Source organism: Aquabacterium sp. (genome assembly GCF_036279675.1).
Taxonomy (GTDB): Bacteria; Pseudomonadota; Gammaproteobacteria; order Burkholderiales; family Burkholderiaceae_C; genus Aquabacterium.
Window position 1 is genome coordinate 53,936 of record NZ_DASUIS010000083.1, and the last position, 18,262, is coordinate 72,197.

9 protein-coding genes are annotated in these 18,262 nt (G+C 64.7%); 6 read left to right on the forward strand and 3 right to left on the reverse strand.

Annotated features, from left to right (window positions below):
• Positions 1-4: 4 nt before the first annotated feature.
• From apbC to VFW93_RS10365, 3 genes are all read left to right on the forward strand, one after another.
• Complete coding sequence (gene apbC, locus VFW93_RS10355; protein ID WP_329693913.1) at positions 5-1,123, forward strand: iron-sulfur cluster carrier protein ApbC; 1,119 nt, start codon at positions 5-7, stop codon at positions 1,121-1,123.
• Positions 1,124-1,136: 13 nt separating this feature from the next.
• Positions 1,137-3,761 (forward strand): PAS domain S-box protein, encoded by a 2,625-nt coding sequence (locus tag VFW93_RS10360; protein WP_329693914.1) that lies wholly within the window; start codon positions 1,137-1,139, stop codon positions 3,759-3,761.
• 85 nt (positions 3,762-3,846) lie between these two features.
• Positions 3,847-4,536, forward strand: a complete 690-nt coding sequence (locus VFW93_RS10365; protein ID WP_414639645.1) for a response regulator — start codon at positions 3,847-3,849, stop codon at positions 4,534-4,536.
• Here the strand turns inward: VFW93_RS10365 and VFW93_RS10370 are convergent.
• Positions 4,528-6,252: a sensor histidine kinase gene (locus tag VFW93_RS10370; RefSeq protein WP_329693916.1), complete on the reverse strand. Its 1,725-nt coding sequence runs from the start codon at positions 6,250-6,252 to the stop codon at positions 4,528-4,530. The genes VFW93_RS10365 and VFW93_RS10370 overlap by 9 nt on opposite strands.
• Here VFW93_RS10370 and VFW93_RS10375 point away from each other — a divergent pair.
• Genes VFW93_RS10375 through VFW93_RS10385 form a run of 3 tightly spaced genes read left to right on the forward strand, consistent with a single transcriptional unit; the run spans position 6,176 to position 14,335 of the window.
• Positions 6,176-10,294, forward strand: a complete 4,119-nt coding sequence (locus VFW93_RS10375; protein WP_329693917.1) for a response regulator — start codon at positions 6,176-6,178, stop codon at positions 10,292-10,294. The two genes, VFW93_RS10370 and VFW93_RS10375, sit on opposite strands and share 77 nt — an antisense overlap.
• Positions 10,295-10,297: 3 nt before the next feature.
• Entirely contained in the window at positions 10,298-12,529 is a 2,232-nt protein-coding gene (locus tag VFW93_RS10380) for a putative bifunctional diguanylate cyclase/phosphodiesterase (protein WP_329693918.1), read from the forward strand.
• Positions 12,530-12,532: 3 nt separating this feature from the next.
• Positions 12,533-14,335 carry a GGDEF domain-containing protein gene (locus VFW93_RS10385; RefSeq protein ID WP_329693919.1) on the forward strand — a complete coding sequence of 601 codons (1,803 nt, stop codon included), beginning with the start codon at positions 12,533-12,535 and terminating at the stop codon, positions 14,333-14,335.
• Positions 14,336-14,383: 48 nt separating this feature from the next.
• Here VFW93_RS10385 and VFW93_RS10390 read toward each other — a convergent pair whose 3' ends face one another.
• Complete coding sequence (locus VFW93_RS10390; RefSeq protein ID WP_329693920.1) at positions 14,384-15,919, reverse strand: NAD(P)H-hydrate dehydratase; 1,536 nt, start codon at positions 15,917-15,919, stop codon at positions 14,384-14,386.
• An 845-nt stretch (positions 15,920-16,764) separates the two neighbouring features.
• A complete protein-coding gene (locus VFW93_RS10395; protein WP_329693925.1) occupies positions 16,765-18,249 on the reverse strand; it encodes a CoA-acylating methylmalonate-semialdehyde dehydrogenase in 1,485 nt (494 codons plus the stop codon).
• Positions 18,250-18,262 lie beyond the last annotated feature (13 nt).

The window sequence follows — 18,262 nt, forward strand, 5'->3', positions numbered from 1 at the left end:
CAGCATGACCGCCGCCCTGTCCCCCATCGAGTCCGCCGCCCAAACCGTCCTGGCCACCGTGGCCGATCCCTTGACCGGCCAGGACTGGGTGTCCACACGCCACCTCAAGGCACTCCAGGTGCAGGATGGCCGAGCCGTGGTCGACATCGCCCTGGGCTACCCGGCCGCCTCGCAATGGCCGGCCTACACCGAGCTGGTCAAGGCCGCGCTGAGCCAGGTCGACGGCATCAGGGAGGTGCAGGTCAACTGGTCCACCCAGATCCAGACGCACGCGGCCTCACGTGGCCAGGCACTGCTGCCGGGCGTGAAGAACGTGGTCGCCGTGGCCTCAGGCAAGGGCGGCGTGGGCAAAAGCACCACCGCCGTCAATCTGGCGCTGGCCCTGGCCGCCGAAGGCGCCCGCGTGGGCATGCTGGACGCCGACATCTACGGCCCCAGCCAGCCCTTGATGATGGGCATCAGCGGCAAGCCGCCCAGCCCGGACGGCAAGACCATCACACCGCCCGTCAACTTCGGCATGCAGATGATGTCGATGGGCTTGCTGGTCGAAAACCAGGCGGCCACCATCTGGCGCGGCCCCATGGCCAGCCAGGCCTTTGATCAGCTGCTGCGCCTCTCCAATTGGGGTGAGCCAGGTCAACCGCTGGATTACCTCATCGTCGACATGCCGCCCGGCACCGGCGACATCCACCTCAGCATCAGCCAGCGCTCGCCTCTGACTGCCGCGGTGATCGTCACGACGCCCCAGGACATCGCCCTGCTGGACGCCCGCAAGGGCCTGCAGATGTTCGAGAAGGTCAGCGTGCCGGTACTGGGCATCGTCGAGAACATGGCGGTGTTCTGCTGCCCGAACTGCGGCCATGAAGAACACATCTTCGGGCAGGACGGCGGCAAGCGCATGGCAGCCGACTTCAACGTGCCCCTGCTTGGCTCCATGCCGCTGGATCTCAAGATTCGCCTGCAGGCCGACAGCGGCCAGCCCACCCTGGTGGCCGAACCCGACAGCAAAGTGGCCGGCCTCTATAAAGAGATGGCGCGCAAGCTGGCTGCCGGCTTGTCGAAGCTGCCCAAGGATTACTCTGCCAAAATGCCTGGCGTGAGCGTTGTGCAACCCAAGGCCTGACACCTGAACCAACATGGCAGCCCCATCGCCCTTGCATGTAGAGGACGCCTGGTTCGATCTGGTGCCGCTGGCGCTGATCGAGTTCAACGAACATGGCCGTGTGCTGCGGGCCAACTCGGCCTTGAGCGCCTTGCTGGGCTACGCGATCCCGCCAGGAAGCGCCTTGTCGGACACGCCCCAGGCATTGCAAAGGCTGTGTGGCTGGGATTCCCCGCTGACGCTGCTGGCCCTGGGCCCTGAAGACGGCCCCATTCAGAACCAGGTGACGCAACCGCGCCAGGCCTCCACGCCCGTGCACCTGCGCAGCCAGATCTGGACGCAGGCCCAACCGAATCAGGATGCACCCCGCCGCTTCCTTTGCGCCATCAAGGACTCCGTACCCGCCACGGCTGCGCCCGCAGCGCCCGTGGCAATCAGCTCCATCACCTCGGATGCGGATGCCGCGCCGCTGCCCGACCAGGCCCAGCTGCTGCACGAACTCAGCACGATTCTGGAAAGCACGCCCGCCGGCATCGCCTACTTCCGCGACAACGTGCTGCTGCGCTGCAACCGCCGCTTCGAGCGCATGCTGGGCCTCACACCCGGCTCGATGGCTGGCCAGGGCCTGGAGGTGCTGCTGGGCGCCGACCCTCGCATCGACCGCGTCGTCACGGAAACCGCCACCGAGCTGATGAAGTCCGAGCAGTTCGAAAGCGAACTGGAAATCGTCATTCCCGGCAACACGACGCGCTGGTACACCCTGTCGGTGCGCCGCATCGGCCTGTCGAACAACCCGCTGGAAGTGATCGCGGTGCTGTCCGACATCAGCCGCATCCGTTCGCAGCAGGCCCAGCTCGAATCACTGGGCCGCGACCGCGATCTGATGTTCACGCTCTCCGGCGTGGGCATCGCCTTCGTCAAGGATGGCCTGATCCAGAGTGCCAACCCGGCCCTCTCGCACCTCATCGGCGAGGATGCAGCCAACCTGACCGGTCGCCCCCTGATCAGCGTGTACGCGCTGGACGTGGACAACGCCACCGACCCGGACATCACTGGCATGTTGCGCAGCCTGGGCCACTGGCAAGGCGAGCGGCCCCTGCGCAGCAAGAAAGGCCGCGTGCTGTGGGCCGACGTGTCCCTGCGCCTGGTCGACCCGCAGCGCCCGGAGGAAGGCTTCATCGCCTCCTTCGTCAATGTGGACGACCGCCACCGTGCCGAGCAGCGCCTCACACTACAGGCCGACCGCACCCGTGCGATCCTCGACTCCGTGTTCGTAGGCATCGTCACGCTCGATGAGCACGGCATCGCCTGGATGAACCGCTCGGCGCGCCGCATGTTCGCCGGCGATCTGGCCGACTTCGTGGGCCAGCCACTGGCCACCGTCGCCACCCCCGATCTGGACCACCCCTTCCGCCTGACCGACTACCTCGACGACCTGCTGGACGGGCAATCGCACACCTTCGAGTGCCAGGTGGTGGGCCGAGACGGCCGCATGTTCTGGGTCGTGGGCAACGCCGTGGTCACGCTGGGCGAAGGCAACCGCCGCCACATCACCTATGCCCTGCTCGACATCGACCGCCGCCGGCAAGCCGAGGCCCAATCGGCGGAAGCCCAGGCGCGCCTGCAGCGCATCATCGAGATGGCGCCCATGGCCATCCACCTGATCGACGCCCGGCAGCTCACCCTGGTGCAGGCCAACCAGGCTGCGTCAGGCTACATGAACATCGAGCCCGCCAAGGCCGTGGGCAAACCGCCCGAGGCCCTGTACGACGCCGACCGCGCCCGCCTGCTGCGCGCCGACATGCAACAGGCGCTCGACAGCGGCCAGAGCGTCCACCGGGAATACAGCCGCCCGCACAAAGGCAGCCAGCAGTTCTGGGACGTCAACTACCTGCCCCTGTCGCGTGAAGGCGAAGTGGCCGACCAGTTGCTGGTCGTGGCCTCCGACATCACCGAGCAGCGCGCAGCCGAACAGGCCCGGCTGGATGCCGCCATTGCCCAGCGCGAGATGCTGGTCAAGGAAGTGCACCACCGCATCAAGAACAACCTGCAGGGCGTGGCAGGGTTGCTCCAGCAGATCGCCATGCGCAAGCCGGAAGTCGCGCCCGCCATCTCGGAAGTGGTCGGCCAGGTTCAGGCCATTGCCCAGGTCTATGGCCTCCAGGTTGGCGCAGGCGGCCCCTTGCGGCTCAAGGCCGTCGTGGAAGCGATCGCCGCGTCGGTACAACGTACTTTCGGACGCCCCATCACCCTCGCCATGGAGGGCACGCATGCCGGAGACTGGCAATTGCCGGAAGCCGAGTCCATCCCGATCGCGCTGTGCCTCAACGAACTGTTGACAAATGCCCACAAACACGGCCCTGGCACCTCGACCCTGGCCTGCACGCTGCTGTCCAGTGAACAGGGGGTGTCCATCCGCATTCGCAGCCCGGGCCAGTTGCCGCCGGGATTCAATGTGGACCGCGTACCAGGCGGTGTTTCGGGGCTGGGACTCGTGCGCGCCCTGTTGCCAAGACGCAGTGCCAAGCTCGCTTTGAAACAGGAAGGCACAGAAGTATTGACTCAGGTGGATCTGACACCACCGGGTATCAATTTGATACCACCCCCCCATGTATTGGGTGAGCCTACTGGTCAGCAGATCGCACTTTGGCCACAATAGCCCCTCGCACTAAAAATGAGCATTGGGTGAGAGGTGCAGGCCACAGGCAGGTCGTACACAAGCTGGGCAGGTACCCTAAAAGGACATGGGCGTGAATCAAAAAGGCAAGATTCTGGTAGTGGATGACGACAGGCTGGTATTGGCCACGTTGACCCATGGTCTGGCCCAGGCAGGCTACGAAGTCATTGACGCCGACAACGGCGACGATGCCATCTTGCTGGCCCGCCAGCACAAGCCCGAACTGGCATTGCTCGATATCCGAATGGAAGGCAAGTCCGGTTTTGACGTGGCGGCCTATCTGCGCGAGTACTGCCAGATCCCCTTCATGTTCCTGTCCGCCTTTGCGGACGAAGCCACCATCAAGCAGGTGAAGGAACTGGGCGCCTTGACCTACCTGGTCAAGCCTCTGGATATCCAGCAGATCGTGCCTGCGGTCGAGGCAGCCTTTGCCAACCGCGCCAAGGCCAGATCGCTCGCCGAACCCCAGGACACCACGCCCGAGCCTGCCCAGGTAGCGGCGCCAGCTGTGAGCGCGCCGGTACTGGCACCTGCCCCGACCGCCGTGGTCGCCTCGCAAGTGGCCGTGGCCATCGACCCGCTGTCGCAAACCATTGCACTGGCCGTGGGCATCGTGATGCACCGCAACTCGCTGGACAGGCGTGGCGCCATGGACAAACTGACACAACAGGCCCAGCAGGAAGGCCGCAGCCTGGAAGCCCAGTGCGAGCGTCTGCTGGGTGCGCAGGAAGTGCTGGCCAGCCTCGGTTCAGCTTGACCGTGCGGCGCGTTGCTGCGCCTCCAGCGTGTCCATCAAGGTGAAATAGAAGCAGGCACCCTCGCCTTGCTTCGCCTCTGCCCAGATGCGCCCGCCATGGCGGCGCACAATGTTCTGCACGCCAGCCAGCCCGACCCCGGTACCCGGGAACTCCTTGGCACTGTGCAGACGCTGGAACATGCCAAAGAGCTTGTCGGCATGCTGCATGTCGAAGCCGGCTCCGTTGTCACGCACGAAAAACACCGCCGGGTTGGTGGCGGGCATCACGCCGACTTCCACGCGCGGTGCCGTCACCTTGCCGCTGTACTTCAGGGCATTGCTGATCAGGTTTTCCATCACCCGGTGCACCAGCACAGGATCGGCCTCGATCGACAGCCCCTCGGCCACCACCAGTTGGGCCTGCGGGCGCCCGTTGGCAGATGCCGCACATTGCTCGGCGCCGATCTCTCTGGCCATGGCTGTGAGATCTATCGCCACGCGCTGCAAGGGCTCCGCCGCCAGTTGGGCTTGCGCGAGGATCGCGTCGATCATGCCGTTCATCCTGGCCGCAGCAGTCAGCACCCGCTCCAGGTGATCGTTGCCCAGCTTGTCCATGGCCGCACCGTAATCTTCCTTGACGATGCGTGTGAAACCTTCGACCACGCGCAGCGGCGCACGCAGATCGTGTGAAAGCGCGTACCGCAGTACTTCCTGCTCGGCCTCGCGCATCTGCGCATCCTGGGCCGCCAGTTCGGCTTCCGCCCTGGACAAGGCCTGCGGCGACTCGGCGGCAAGGGGCTGAGCGGCCTGAGGGGCCAGCATCTGCATCACGCCCCTGAACCCGAGGAAACGGCCTCGCTCATCCCAGCGAGGCTCACCAGAGACGGCGCAACGCCACCCCTCACCTTGCGTGCTCACGCCTTTGAGGCCTCGCGGCCAGGGCAGATTCAGGGCCTTACCCCAAGCCACTTTCTGATCGAGACAATAAGCCAGTTGGCCGCAATCCGGGTCAGAGGCCTCGTCCGCACACCACCAGGACAAAAGCGCGGGGTATTGCCCCATGTATTCGGACAAATCCGACCAATTGATGGAAACCCCGTCAGGCAGCTTGCCGCCCTGCTTGAACACCTGCAATTGGCCTCTGGCATCGGTCTCCCAATACCAGCCGCTCAACCAGTTATGCCAGGCTGGACTTTCATTCGGTTTGTCCGAATTGACGTTAGCGTCAGTGATTTGACGCAAAACCGCCACTGCGTCGCTTTGAAACCACACCGCGCCCGCAATACACCAGGCGATGACACCCAGCGCATAAACCCAGATTGGCGCGCTGGTCAGCGCCAGCGCCAGCACCATGGCCACGCCGCCCAGGGCCCAACGCCAAAACCAGGTCTTCGATTGCCGAAAACCTGAATCAAGCGGGGTTGAAAAATCTACGTCGCGGCGCATCCAAACCATTGTAAGGAGGCTTGCAAGGGGTTTCTTCTGCTGGTTGAAGTTTCCACGTAGCCTGTAAAGTTCGTGAAATATCTGACGAAGGTCACAGTATGCCCGTGTATTTTCTAGTGGCAACCCGGTGACTTTCCCAAGGAATTTCCTGGCAATGCCACACAAGCCGTATTCAAAGCGTAATCCGTGGACCGTGACGATGCTCCTCCTGGCCATGGCAGCGATTGCTGCCGCGACCTGGAACTGGGGCCTCAGCGGCCTGGGGCTGACTTTGACCGTTCTGGCCTCCACCGGTATCGGTGTGCTGGCCCGCAGGCCCTTGCACCCGGCGGCTGACCAGCCCAGCAGCACCCAACCACCCCAGGCCACGCAGTTGTCTGCCGACGCCCTGGCCACGGCCACCATTCCTGCGTCCGACCCCCCGCCATCTGAAGCCTCCGCCGATGCGGAGCGCCAGTTGCAACTCAGCCGCAGGATCGCCGAGGCCGCCCACACGGCCCCCAACCTGGCTCAGGCCCTCCACCGCGTCGGTGAGGCCTTGCAGGCACACCTGGGTGCCCAATCCTGGATCTGCCTGCGCGTCGAAGGCTGGAACGGCGAATCGGCCCTGCTGCGCCCCTGGATGGACACCGGCGCAGATGGCAACGACATGATCGACGTGTCCACCATCGCCGCCACACATCGCGACGAGCGCCCCCTGGGCGAGGCACTCAGCAAGCTCTCCCCCCAACTCTCAGACCTGCCTCGGGAACCGGGTACGCACTACCCCTGGCGCCATGCCAGCACACGCCGCGTGGTGGCCGTGCCGGTCTCGATCGAAGGCTGGCCCCTGGCCCTGCTGGAGTTTGACGACCCTGACGCCAATCAGGCCGACTGCAGCGCCGTGCTCGATATCGCCGCCATCCAGCTCGGTTTCGTCGCGCAACGCGATGCCAACCTGGCCCACATGGCCACCAATGCCGAGCACCTCAGCCGCCTGACGCTGGTGGCGTCGCGCATCAGCAGCGGCGTGGCCATCACCGATCGCAATGGCACCATCGAGTGGATCAACAGCGCTTTCGTGGCGCTGACGGGCTGGCCGGAAGACCGTGTCATCGGCCGCCGTCTGCCCGAACTGCTGGCTCAAGAAGTCAGTGACGGCAACACGGTGGTGGAGCTGGAAGACCATCTGTCGCGCGGCGTCCCCTTCCGGCTCTCGTACGAGGCCGGACGCCAGGGGGCCCAGAGCATCACCCGCTACTGGGGCGAGATTGACGCCATCCAGATGCTGGATGAAACAGGTGGCCGCAGCCAGTACGTCTGCCTGTTCAACGACATCACCAAGCGCAAGTCACAAGAGCACATACGCGATCAGGAGCGCGAGTTCCTCGAAGCGCTGCTGGGCAACCTGCCTGTCAGCCTGTTCGTGCTGGACCCGGTCAACCTCAATGTGGTGGCGATCAACCGCTACACCGAGATCGAATTCAACCTGCAACGCGACCGCGTGGTGGGCCGCTCGATCGAACACGCGCTGGGCAAGTCCGTGCTGGGCATGACCAACCCGTACATGCAGCAGGCCATCGAGACAGGCCAGACGGTGGAGCACGACTTCACCTGGCTGGGCGAAGCCGGCAACCGCGTGGTCAACGCCCGCCACTTCGCCTTGCGTCACAGCAATGGCCGCCCTCGCCTGCTGATCTCGCTGGTGCGAGACATCACGGCGTCCAGGCAGGCGCAGGCCGATCTGGAAGAGTCCGAACGGCGCTTCCGCGAGCTGGTCGAGTCGATGGACGACTCGGTCTACGTGGCCACACAGGCCCGCGAGCGCTACCTCTACCTCAGCCCTCGCACACAGGAGTTGCTGGGCATGAATGCCGACGACATGCGCGCCAACCCGGACCGGGTACGCGACATGATCGTGCCGGAAGACCGCCATCTGTTTGCCGCGCAGGAAGAACACGAAAAGGCCAACGAGGCCAGCGATGCGCTGCTGCGCCTGGACGTGCCCGGCAAGGGCCTGCGCTGGATCCGCCACCGCACCCGTGCCCGTCTGCTGCCCGATGGCCAGTCGCGCATCTACGGTCTGGTCTCAGACGTGACGGAAGACCACAACCAGGCGCTGGAGCTGCAACGCGCCCGCGACATGGCCGAGGCCGCCAGCCAGGCCAAGAGCCAGTTCATGGCCAACATGAGCCATGAGATCCGCACCCCCATGAACGGCATCCTGGGCATGACCGAGCTGTTGCTGGGCACCCCGCTCAACGACAAGCAACGCCGCTTTGCCCAGGCCGTGTACCGCTCTGGCGAGAGCCTGCTGGAAATCATCAACGACATCCTGGACTTCGCCAAGATCGAAGCAGGCAAGCTGGAACTGGCCACCTGTGATTTCGTGCTGCGCACCCTGGTGGAAGACACCCTGGAGCTGATGGCCCCACGCGCCCATGAAAAAGGCCTGGAGCTGAGCTTCCGCGAACAACCTGGCCTGCCAGCCGTCATCCACGGCGACCCGCTGCGCCTGCGCCAGATCCTGACCAACCTCGTGGCCAATGCGATCAAGTTCACCGAACACGGTGAGGTCGTGGTGGACATCCGCCGTGGCATCGGCGGGGTCATGAGTGGCGCCGGTGGCGGCGTGAACCTGGCCGAAGGCGCCTCCGCCATCGAGCTGGAATTCATGGTGCGCGACACCGGCATCGGCATCCCATCGGATGTCATCCCCCGCCTGTTCAGTGCCTTCGTGCAGGCCAATGGCGGCATGGCCCGTCGCTACGGCGGCACCGGCCTGGGTCTGGCCATCTCCAAGCAACTGGTCGAACTCATGGGCGGCCAGATCGAAGCGCACAGCGCGCCCGGCGTGGGCTCGGAGTTCGTGTTCCGCGTGCCTGTTCGTGTGGGCGACACCCAGGTGGACATGGCCATGCTGGAAGAGCCCGAGATGCCTTCCTTCAACGTGCTGGTCGTGGACGACAACGACACCAACCGCACGGTGATCGAGAACATGCTGAGCGCCTGGGGCATGAAGGTGACGCAGGCCAACAATGGCCGCGAAGCCCTCGACATCCTCATGGCCCACCGCACGCAGGACGCCGAGTTCGAGCTCGCCCTGGTCGACATGAACATGCCCGAGCTGGACGGCCTGGGCCTGGCCGAAGCGCTGCGCACCAGCGGCCGCTACCCCAACCTCAAGATGATCCTGCTGTCGTCGGTGTCCTCGCCGGATGACGTGCGACGCGCCCAGGAAGCCGGCTTCCAGCGTTTTGTGGCCAAGCCCCTGCGCAAGGCCGAACTGCGCCAGGCCATTCTGGGCATCTCGGCAGAGCTGGGCAGCGATGTGCAGCATGAGGCCATCCGCATCAGCAAGAGCGTGCTGGTGGTCGAGGACAACTCCGTCAACCAGGAAGTCTGCAGCCAGATGCTGCGCCGCCTGGGCTGCGATGTGAAGGTCGCCAGCTCGGCCCTGGAGGGCCTGCGCAAACTGGGTGAATTCCGCTTCGATCTGGTCCTCATGGACATCCAGATGCCGGGCATGGATGGCGTGGAAGCCCTCACCTGGTTCCGCCGCGGCTCCACCTCGCGCTTCAAGTTCCAGACCCCATCGAGCACGCCCGTGATCGCCGTCACGGCCAACGCGCTCGAAGGCGACGAGCAACGCTTCCTGGATCTGGGCTTTGACGACTACCTGTCCAAGCCCTTCCGCCAGAGCCAGTTGCAGAAGATCCTCATCGAGCACACCCACCCGGAAGGTCTGCATGGTGAAGGCCTGAGCCACGATGCCGGTGACGACGAACCGGCCACCGTGCCCATGGCCCTGCGGGAGTTGCCCGATGACGTCGGCGCCACCACGGTGCCCGCAGCGCTGACACCAGCCCCTGTAGCCCCGCCTGCCCCGCCAGCCCAACTGCACGCCACCGCATCGACCGGCACAGCAGATACCCTTGCAGCAGAACAGCACAGTGTTGCATCCGCACCCGCCCCGCTGTCGACCGACACGCCGTCGGCCAACGACGAGATCTTTGACGCCGAAGCCCTGCGTCGCCTGCGAGAGCTCGATCCCCGCGGGGACAACCGGCTGCTGGAACGCGTCGCCAAAGCTTTCGAAACATCGGTAGGACGCCTGTTGCCTCAACTCGACGAAGCGTTCAAGATGAACGACAGCGCGGCCATCATGCATGTTGCGCATACACTGAAGTCGTCCTCGGCCAGCATCGGCGCACTCAAGTTGTCACAAATGTGTGCCGAAATTGAAACCATGATCCGGCGCCAGACAGGAGAAGACTTGAGCTCACGCATCCACGAGGTACCCATTGAGGCTGACCGCGTGCTTCATGGCCTGCGCCAGTTGCTGGAGGCCTGAGCCATGAGCCTTGACGCCGTCACGGCCGCTCAGAAGAACGACGAACAGCCGAAGGTGCTGCTGGTCGATGACGACGAGGTCAACCTCCTGCTGACATCGATCGCCCTGCGCGAACGTGGCTTTGCCATCACCGAAGCCAGTTCCGGCGAACAGGCCCTGCAACTGATGGCCGACCTGCTGCCCGATGTGGTGGTGCTGGACGCGGTGATGCCCGGCCTCGATGGCTTTGCCACCTGCCAGGAGTTGCGTCACCTGCCCGGTTTCGAATCCCTGCCCGTCCTGATGCTGACCGGCCTGGATGACGAGGCCTCGATCACCCGCGCCTATGAAGTGGGCGCCACCGACTTTTTCGTGAAATGCACACAGTGGAGCCTGCTGGCTGGCCGTTTGCGCTACCTGCTGCGTGCATCACGTACCCGCTATGAACTGGAGCGCAGCAAGGCCAAGCTGGCACGCGCCCAGGATCTGGCCCGCATGGGCAGCTTCGACTGGCGCAAAGGAGTGGGCGACATCGCCTTCTCGCTCGAAGGCCTGCGCGTGTTCGGCATGGGTGCCAACGACAGGCTGGGCCTGCGCCAGATCGTGCGCATGATGCCGGCGGAAGAGCGCCAGGCCTTTCAGCGCGTCCTGCGTGAAGTCATTCACCACGGCACCGTCTTGTGCAATGACGTTCAGGTCGCGCTGGCAGATGGTCGTCAGCGCATCCTGCACGTGGAAGCCGAGCCCGAGTTCAACGAACAGGCCAATCTGATCGGCTACACCGGCATCGTGCAGGACGTCACGGATCGCCGCGTGGCCGAAGACAAGATCAAGCACCTGGCCAACTTCGACACGCTCACCGGCCTGCCCAACCGCCGTCAGCTGTTCTGGCGCAGCGAGCGCGCCATCGAGCATGCCAAGCGCCTGAACCACTGTGTGGCCATGCTGCAGGTGGGCCTGGACCGCTTCAAGATCATCAACGAGAACCTCGGCCACCACGCCGGGGACGAACTGCTGATCGAGGTCTCGCGCCGCCTGCGCACCTGCGTGCGCCACTCCGAGCAGGTGATGGAAGGCAGCATGGACATCCCCGGCCAGCGCACCCACCGTACGCTGGAAGCCGTGGGACGCCTGGGCGCCGATGAATTCGTCGTGTTGCTGCCCGAGGTCACCAATGACCAGGAGGCCATGGAAACCGCCCGCCGCATCCTGGATGCGCTGCGCGAACCCATGATCGCCGCCGGCCAGGAGTGCTTCATCACCGCCTCCGTGGGGGTGGCCGTGTTCCCGGCCCATGGCCTGAACGTGGCCGACCTGCTGCGCAACGCCGATGTGGCCATGGACCTCGCCAAGAGCCAGGGCCGCAACACAGCGCAGCTGTATGACCCGCTGCTGGCCAGCAAGGGCCGCGTGCGCCTGGATCTGGATACTGCCTTGCACAAGGCCCTGGAGCGCAAGGAACTGGTGCTGTATTACCAGCCCAAGATCGATGTGCGCACCAGCCGCATGGTGGGCGCCGAAGCCCTGATGCGCTGGCAGCGTGGCGGCCAGCTCGTGCCGCCGGGTGACTTCATTCCACTGGCGGAAGCCACTGGTCTGATCAACGAGATGAGCCTGTGGGCCATCGAAGAGGCGGCCCGCCAGTCCAAGGAATGGGAAAAGAAGTTCGGCTTTGACGCGTCCATTGCGGTCAACCTGCCCAGCCGCCTGTTCGAACAAGGCGATCTGGTCGAAAAGATCGAATCCATCCTGTCGCGCCTGGGTGTCGAGCCGCGCGCCATCGAGCTGGAAATCACGGAAACCGGCCTGATGAAGGATCTGCAAGGCGTCGTGCCTTCGCTGCATCGCCTCAACCAGCTGGGCACCGAAATCTCCATCGACGACTTCGGCACTGGCTACTCCTCGCTGTCCTACCTGACCACCCTGCCCATCAGCGAACTCAAGATCGACCGTTCCTTCGTGCAGGATCTGGGTGACACGCCCCAAAGCGGCGCCGTGGTCTCGGCCATCATCGCCCTGGCCCGTGCACTGGGCCTGCGCGTGATCGCCGAAGGCGTCGAGAACGTGACGCAGATGGAAGTGCTCTACAACCTGGGCTGCCACATCTGCCAGGGCTTCCTGTTTGCGCGCCCCATGCCGGCAGCGCAAGTTGAACAATGGCTGATTGAAACGCAATCCGGCCAGACACTGCCTCGCATCGCCAGCGCCGCACTGGTCAGCGACCCGACAGCCCCCCGGATCAGCGGCTCACGTTGAACCATGGCCACGTCCAAAAGCACCACCACGCCACCTGCTGCCAAGTCCACCACGCCCGCCGAGCCCACGCCGGCTCAACTGGCCAAGGCCGCCCTGAAACGCCTGGCCGAGCAGCGACTGGAACCCACTCCGGACAACTACCGCAAGGCCTATGAAGCCGAAGGCGGTGAGGTCGCCGCACCGGAAAAACCTGCCGAGAAGCCTGCCGCAGCCGATGAGGCCAGCCAGAGCAACGACGACGGCGAACGCTGGTCCACGTTGATCACGCGCATCCTGCGGGGTGCGGAGCGAGGTGGTCGCCAATGGACGGCCGCACGCAAGAAGGACAGCCTCAAGCGCGTACTGGATGGCAGCAAGAGCTCCGCCAGCCGCCTGCATCAACGACTGAGCCAGCTGGTCAGCAGCTGGGACAGCGACACCCTCGACAGCAGCTCGCTGGAAGGCGAGGATCTGCCCGTCTCCGCAGAGGAATCACCTGCCCCGACTGCCACGGCATCGTCGACCGAGACCGGCAAGGCTGAGCAGACTGCCGCCATCGCAGACGGCACGCAAGCAGCTCAGCCCACAGCGAAGGCCGAGCAACTGCAGGCATCAGCCTGGCCCCAACTGGCCTTGCACGCCATCGACCAGCTCGCCGACACCATTGAAGCAGCCCTGCCGCCCCAACAAGCGCAATCTACCGAAGCCAGTCAGGCCATGCGCGCGGCCCTGGCGCCAGGTCGGGACACCGCCGTGCCCGAAGCGCAGTACGAGCTGATCAAGACCGAGATCAGCCAGGCTTGTGATCAGGCCCGTCGCATCGTCGAGCACCGCCATCACCTGATCGACCAGTTGCTGGACCTGTGCCTGTCCCTCACCGACAGCCTGACCGACCTGTCGGAAGATGACAGCTGGGTACAAGGCCAATGCCAGGCCATGCGCCACCAACTGGACGAGGGGCTCAACAGCCGAGGCGTGCGCCACATCCAGCAGCTGCTGGAGCAAACGCGCCAGAAGCAGCAGGAGCTCAAGAAAGAGCGCGAGGCAGCCCGCCAGGCCCTCAAGCAGCTGATACACCAGATGCTGCAGGAAATCGCCGAACTGGGCACGACCACCGACCGCTTCCAGAGCAATCTGGGTCGCTACGCTGAAACCATCGGTCAGGCAGACAGCCTGGAGAGCCTCACGAGCGTGGTGCGTGAACTGGTGGAAGAAAGCCGTGCGGTACAAGGTGTGGTGTCGCAAACGCAGGCACGCTTGAACGACGAACACGCACGCGCCAGTGAACTCAGCGAACGGGTGCGCCACCTTGAAGACGAGATCCGCAAGCTGTCTGACGAGGTCTCCACCGACCCGCTCACGCAGATCGCGAATCGCCGCGGCATGATGCGCGCCTTCGAGATAGAACAGGCCAAGATGGAACGCGACGGCACCACGCTGGCCGTGGGCCTGCTGGATGTGGACAACTTCAAGAAGCTCAATGACACCCTGGGCCACCAGACCGGTGACGAGGCCTTGAAGTTCCTCTCACGCCGTGTGGGCGAATGCCTGCGCCCCATTGACGTGGTGGCCCGCTATGGTGGCGAGGAATTCGTGGTCATGCTGCCGGCAACCGGCCTGGAAGAAGCGCAGCAGGTATTGACACGGCTGCAACGCACGCTGAGTGCGGAGTTCTTCGAGCACGAAGACAAGAAGGTGTTCATCACCTTCTCGGCGGGCGTCACGCTCTACCGATCGGGTGAGCCGATTGAGGCCACGTTGGACCGCTCGGACGTGGCCTTGTACGAGGCCAAACGCACCGGCAAGAACCGCACCTGCATGAACTGAGGCACAGCAGGCCTTGCCTGTGGTGTGCTGTGGTGCGGCCTGCGCCGTTCAGTGCGAAGCAGCCAGACGCTGGAGGGCTGACGGGATCAGGTCAGGCAGGTCATCGGCAATCAGGCCCAGGCCGAAGTCCTGCGCGGCATCACCATGCAGCCAGGCTGCGGCACAGGCCGCCTGCCAGGCCGGCATGCCTTGCGCCAGCAGCCCGACGATCATGCCGGCCAGCACGTCCCCCGCCCCGGCGGTGGCCAAGGTGGATGGGGCATGTCGGTTGATGGCGGCACGCCCGTCTGGCGCTGCGATGACCGTATCGGCCCCCTTGAACAGCACGACCGCACCACTGAGCCTGGCCGCTGCCCTTGTCTTGTCCAGCTTGCTGCTCGCCACCGTCACCTCAGGGGCTTTGAACAGACGTACGAATTCGCCACCATGCGGCGTCAGCACCACCGGCCGGCTGTGCCCCTTGATGGCGGCAAACAGCAAGGAAGGGTCTTCATGGAAGGCCGAGATGGCATCGGCGTCGAGCACCACCGGGCGGCCGCTGGCCAGCATGGTCAGCACCACGCCGCGGATGCCCGCTGCATTGGTGCCCCCCATGGCGCCCGGCCCCATCAGCATGGCTGAGAGGCGATCGTCGTCCAGCAGGCCTTCCAGCCCCATCTGCCAGCTGGCAGCGGCCTCGCCGTCCAGCGGGTGGACCATGATGCATTCCAGCGCTGAGGCATAAACGGGCCAGGCACGCCGTGGGGTGCACACGGTAGTCAGCCCGGAACCGATGCGGGCGCAGGATCGCGCCGCCAGTCGAGCGGCCCCCGTCATCTCGGGCCCGCCCCAGATCAAGGCATGACCACGGTGGTATTTGTGGCCCGCCACGTCCATGTGCGGCCACACGTCGCGCCACACCGCTGGCTGGTTGTCAAAGGCCTGTACCTTCAGGCTGGGCAGCACGCTGGGCTCGATGCCGATATCGGCCACCACCACCTCGCCGCACAAGCCTCTGCCCGGCATCAAGGCGTGGCCTGGCTTGAGTCTGAAAAACGTCACCGTGAGCTGGCAGGGCACGGCGCCAGTGGCCTCGCCGGTATCGCCCCACACACCGCTGGGCACGTCCACCGCCACGATGGGCAGTGCCTTGCCGCTGGCGCGCATCAACACATCAGCCGCGAGGCCATCGAGGGGGCGTGTCAGGCCGGCGCCAAACAGCGCGTCCACGATCAGTTGCGCACCGTCCAGACAGGCGGGCTGCATTGCGCCGATGTCGGCCGTACCTTCATCGCCTTGCAACCAGGCCCGGGCGGCCAGCGCGGCATCGCCTTTGAGCGCATCTGCGCCCACGAGGCAGGCCACTCGCACGGGCCACCCAAGTTCGCGCAAGCGCGCCGCCACGATGAAGCCATCGCCACCGTTGTTGCCAGGTCCGCACAGCACCACCGTGTCGCGTGCGGACCAGCGTTGCGTGATGGCGCGCACCACGGCATCACCCGCCGCCTGCATCAAGGTGAAGCCGGGGGTACCGGCCTGGATGGTGGCGGCATCGGCTTGCGCCATCTGGCCGACCGTCAGGAGTTCACAAACCATATTCTTCATGGCGCCTGGGTCTGGCGCAGTGCAATCGCATGAGCACAAGTGTGCCGCCAACTTTCGCACGCTCAACGCTCAAAAAACGCTTTGCCCTTGATCTGCGTGCAAATTCACGCCACAAAAAAGGCGAGAAGCGAGATACTGATTCCCGTCGACACGTTGAGGTATTCAACGCCAGACAGGGTAGCCGGGTAACGGCGCCATTGATGGGTGCTCGGTCTGACTTCGATCAGGCAGGCAAGGCGGTCTTGCTGCACCACGCCACCGATCTGGTGGCTCCCCTTCGCAGGGGTAGATCCGGGGATCGCCCCACTGGATCAGGTCTTCCGGTAGGAATGACCGACCATACAGCCCGTCGCTCCTAGGCCGATGGGCTGTTTTCTTTGGTGGGTACGACTTGATGCTTCGCCCTCGTTCGTCTACCGAGCAAGACCAGCTGAACCGGGTGGGCGTCTTCCGCTCCTGACGCGGGGCCACACCGCATCACGCCAAGGTGGCCTCGTCAACACGAACCAGGCGGTTCACCAGCCAGGACACCGCGAATGGTCGCTTCAGCCGCCCACCCAATTCACCTGGTCAGGGGCAGGCTGATGCAGTTCCGCGAGAGTCTTGGCGTGGGGCGCAGGCCTTTCGGGGCGCACCTCACCGTGTCGCGGGATGGTGGTGGCAAGCGACTGTGAAGCGACCATTCGCGGTGTCCTGGCTCGCGGCATGGGCAGGCTGGTGTTGACGAGGCAAAGCATGCCGTACTCGGTGGTGGCCCGCGTCAGGAGCGGAACAGGCGCTTGCCGCCGCCGTCCCGTTGCGCCCACATCCAACCAGCAACGCCCCTCAAGCAAAGCAACAAGGCATCACTTCGCCGTCGGCATCACGAACTCCGGCCCCTTGGGGATGGACGAGGCCCAGCGCTGCATCACCGACTTCTGACGCGTATAAAAGCGCACGCCCTCTTCCCCATAGGCATGCATGTCGCCAAACAGGCTGCGCTTCCAGCCACCGAAGCCATGCCAGGCCATGGGCACCGGGATCGGCACATTGATGCCCACCATCCCCACCTCGATCTGACGGCTGAACTCGCGCGCCACCTGCCCGTCGCTGGTGAAACACGCCACGCCATTGCCAAACTCGTGCGCATTGATCAGCGCCACAGCCTGCGCCAGATCCTTCACCCTCACGCATGACAACACAGGCCCGAAGATCTCTTCCTGGTAGATGCGCATGCTCGGCGTCACATGATCGAACAAGGTGCCACCAGTAAAGAAACCGTTTTCACGGCCAGGCACCTTGAGCCCACGCCCATCCACCAACAGCGAAGCGCCTTCCCGCTCGCCCAGCGCGACATAACCCTCGATACGCTCCAGCGCCTGGCGCGTCACGATGGGGCCCATCTCGGCATCGGCTTCCATGCCATCCTTGATCTTGAGCGCCTTCGTGCGTTCGATCAGCCTGGGCATGATGCGATCGGCCACATCGCCCACCAGCACGGCCACCGAGATCGCCATGCAGCGCTCGCCCGCCGAGCCGTATGCGGAGCCGATCAAGGCATCCACGGCCAGATCCAGATCCGCATCGGGCATCACCACCATGTGGTTCTTGGCGCCGCCCAGGGCCTGCACACGCTTGCCCAGTTGCGCGCCACGCCGGTACAGGCCATGTGCAATCGGCGTCGACCCCACGAAGCTCAGCGCCTTCACGTCGTCGTGGTCGAGCAAGGCCTCCACCGCCAGGCGATCCCCGTGTACCACGTTGAACACGCCTGCAGGCAAACCAGCCTCCGCCATCAGTTCGGCCATGAAGATCGCCGCAGACGGATCCCGCTCGCTGGGCTTGAGCACGAAGGTATTGCCACAGGCAATGGCCACCGGGAACATCCAGCAAGGCACCATGCACGGGAAGTTGAACGGCGTGACGCCCGCCACCACGCCCAAGGGCTGGCGCAGGGTCCAGTTGTCGATGCCGGTGGACACCTGGTCGGTGTAGTCGCCCTTGAGCAGTTGCGGGATGCCGCAGGCGAACTCGACGATGTCGATGCCGCGCATGACCTCGCCTTGCGCGTCGCTGAACACCTTGCCGTGCTCGCGTGTGATGATGGCGGCCAGTTCATCCTTGCGTTCATTGAGCAAAGCCAGGAAGCGGTTCATGATGCGGGCACGGCGGATCGGTGGGGTCTCGGTCCAGCCCGGAAAGGCTTGCTTCGCGCTGGCCACAGCCTCATTGACCTCATCGCTTGTCGCCAGCTGCACCTTGCGTGTCACCTCGCCTGTGGCAGGGTTGAAGACATCCTGCAAGACGTTGCCTGAGCGGATCTGCGCCTGGCCGTTGAGCCAATGGGGAATGACAGTCGGAGCG